This window comes from Nostoc linckia z4 (assembly GCF_002608075.1).
GTDB classification, from domain to species: Bacteria; Cyanobacteriota; Cyanobacteriia; order Cyanobacteriales; family Nostocaceae; genus Nostoc; species Nostoc linckia.
Genome location: NZ_LAHA01000128.1, coordinates 1 through 2,952, shown reverse-complemented (window position 1 = coordinate 2,952; position 2,952 = coordinate 1). Strand labels below are relative to the sequence as shown.

General features: G+C 41.8%; 3 protein-coding genes. 2 read left to right on the top strand and 1 reads right to left on the bottom strand.

Features of this window, described 5'->3' with window-relative positions; genetic code table 11:
* The first annotated feature begins 100 nt into the window (after positions 1-100).
* The gene (locus VF06_RS38725; RefSeq protein ID WP_099072952.1) at positions 101-1,768 is read left to right on the top strand and encodes a SpoIID/LytB domain-containing protein; all 1,668 of its coding nucleotides are present in this window, start codon (positions 101-103) and stop codon (positions 1,766-1,768) included.
* 345 nt (positions 1,769-2,113) lie between these two features.
* On the opposite strand, the gene VF06_RS38720 is transcribed toward VF06_RS38725, so the two are convergent.
* Positions 2,114-2,413: a ferredoxin gene (locus VF06_RS38720; RefSeq protein WP_099072949.1), complete on the bottom strand. Its 300-nt coding sequence runs from the start codon at positions 2,411-2,413 to the stop codon at positions 2,114-2,116.
* Between the two features lie 234 nt (positions 2,414-2,647).
* Between VF06_RS38720 and VF06_RS38715 the strand changes: the two genes are divergently transcribed.
* The coding region (locus VF06_RS38715) for a DegT/DnrJ/EryC1/StrS family aminotransferase (protein ID WP_257208166.1) at positions 2,648-2,952 on the top strand (305 nt) is incomplete at its 3' end.

The window sequence follows — 2,952 nt, the reverse complement described above, 5'->3', positions numbered from 1 at the left end:
TTCTGTTTTGTACCTTTTATTAAATCATAATCGTTATGACTTTGTTTTGCAACTGATATTTATTTGGGGCAAAACTGGTAATGGTATCATTGGAGCACTCATGCGACAAAAAGACCGGGTAACAAAGCAATTGGAAAATCAGCTCCAACGCCGCATTCCAGGGCAGAATCAGGTAGCTATGAAATTTTCCTTTTGGCGTTTTTCCTATACTCTGGTGGCAACATTTAGCTTATTGGGGCTAACTGGGGCATCGGGGCCTGAGAGCAATATTCGGGATGTGGAACTAAAAATTGGGATTGTGCAGCGATTTGGTGCCGAACCCACAGCGAAGCTGCAATTGGAACCGACAAAAGGCGATCGCTTAAAGCTAAAATTTCAAACGGGTAACAAGCAGCAAGTTGTGGTTACCAATAAGCCTGTGAAGTTGGAAACACAGATGCAAACTCTACCCCAGCCAGCAGTAGAAGAAGTGGTGGTCTTGGGTACATACCGCACCTTTGAAACTGCGGAGGACAGTGCAAAAAAATGGCGCTCCCAAGGAATGGAAGTGGAAATAGCCCAGCCAGAACGCTGGCAGGTTTGGGCGAAACGCGACGTTTACAGTACTCCTTTATTGCGACGCATATTGTTGCAGAACATCCAAGCTACTAATCAAGAAAAAGCATATCTTGATACCAAAATTTTGAAACAAGTGCCGCGAGTGACTTGGGTAGTGGATGGTAAGCATTACAACCCCAATGAGTTAGAAATTAGCACCGAGAAAAACTTGATTCGGGTAAATAAAAGCGATAAACCAGAGAATGCTCGTCTCTATGCAGGACGGCTAAATTTACAACCAAACGCTTATGGTACATACACTTTAGTTAACCAAGTACCCTTAGAAACTTATTTACGTGGGGTTGTGCCTTATGAAATAGGTACTAATGCACCAACAGCAGCCCTAGAAGCGCAAACAATTCTGGCTCGTACTTATGCTTTGAGAAATTTACGTAGGTTTGCCGCAGATAACTATCAGTTGTGTGCTGATACACACTGCCAAGTTTATTATGGATTGAATGGAGCAGCAGCCAAAACAGACCAAGCGATCGCTGCAACTAGGGGTAAAGTACTAACTTATAAAAACGAACTAATAGACGCTTTGTATTCTTCCACCACTGGTGGTGTCACCGCCTCCTTCAGTGATGTCTGGAATGGTGAGGATCGTCCTTATCTGCGCCCTGTAATCGATGCTGCTACTAATCTTTGGAACTTATCAAAGCAAAGTTTAGCCGATGAAAAGAACTTCCAAAAATTTATTAACATGCAGCAAGGTTTTAATGAAAGCAAGTGGAACGTGTTTCGTTGGCGCAGAGAAACCCGTTTAGAGGATATTATCAAGGATTTACAGAAATTTTTGCTTTCTAAAAATAGCCCTCATGCCAAATTTAAGACAATTCAAGCTATGGCTGTGTTGAAACGAAGCGAGAGTGGACGCATCCTCGAATTCGCGGTTAAAACTGATACAAGTACCTTTATTCTTCATAAAGACGAGGTTCGCAGTGCTTTTGCTGCTCCCACAAGTACACTTTTTTATATAGAACCTTTAAACAAAGGTAAACCAGAACTATGGGGATACGCCTTTATTGGTGGTGGCTTAGGACATGGAGTCGGCTTGAGTCAAACTGGCGCTCAAAATTTAGCTAAACTCGGTTGGCCGAATCAGAAAATTCTGCAATTTTACTATCCTGGTACTGAGATTAAAATTCTCACTCCAGAAATTAAGCTGTAAAGTGAATTAGGGAACTGCAAAAAATAAATTATTCCGTTTTCAGGGTTGACTGTTGACTGTTGTAAGGAGTGGGGTCGGGGAGGAGTCACCAAGTTTTACGCATTTTTACAGTTAATTACTGTATAATAAAACCTTCCTATTGGCGGGGTTGGAGCAATACGCATATTAATAAAGCAGGAACATAACGTTGATTGTGTTCCTGCTTTGTTTAAGATTAGGCTTTTCGTCAAACTATCATGAGAAAGGACACATACTATTAGGAGAATATTTCTCCCAATTTCGTTGCTTGTATTATTTGAACATCAGTAACTCTTGCAAGAGATTTATTGTTGAAAGGCCTAATTCTTAATAGAGTTCTTCTTCTTTGTGAGTTTCGATTGTGACATCAGAGGTTGGGTAAGCAACACAAGTGAGTACGTATCCAGCTTCTATTTGATCGTCATCTAAAAATGACTGATCGCTTTGATCGACGCTGCCTGATACGAGTTTACCTGCACAGGTGGAGCAAGCACCAGCACGGCAAGAGTAGGGTAAGTCAAGACCAGCTTCTTCAGCAGCGTCTAAGATATATGTATCATCATCAACATCAATGACTTTGTTCAGCCCTTCAGCTTCGTTTACCAGTGTGACTTTATAAGTTGCCATCAGGTAATCCTCTCTTTTTGAAACGGCAGTATAAGTTATGCTAAAGCAAATACCACGGTCGATCTCATAGGATTAGCCGCCCTTTGATATTTGCTTCAATTCTGATACTACGAGAAAAATTAGACTATGTAACTCTAAATTGACCGCGATTAGTAATGAAATTTAGTTACTTCCTACGAATAAGTTTTGTTTATATATTCTTGAGTCTAGTCAGGGTGTGATGGGGCATGGGGCATGGGGCATTGGGCATGGGGCATTGGGCATTGGGCATGGGGCATGGGGCATTGGGTAGATATTGATGCGACTACATTTAATTTAGATGTAGAGCAAATAGCGGCGGCGATTACACCAAAAACCAAAGCGATTATCCCGGTTCATTTATTTGGGCAACCAGTGGATATGACATCATTGATGGCCATTGCTCTTGCTCACAACTTGTCAGTCATTGAAGATTGCGCTCAATCTACAGGCGCAATCCGGGGCGAGGAAAAAGTCGGAAGCATTGGACATATTGGTTGGATTCACCGTAAACGTTCAGG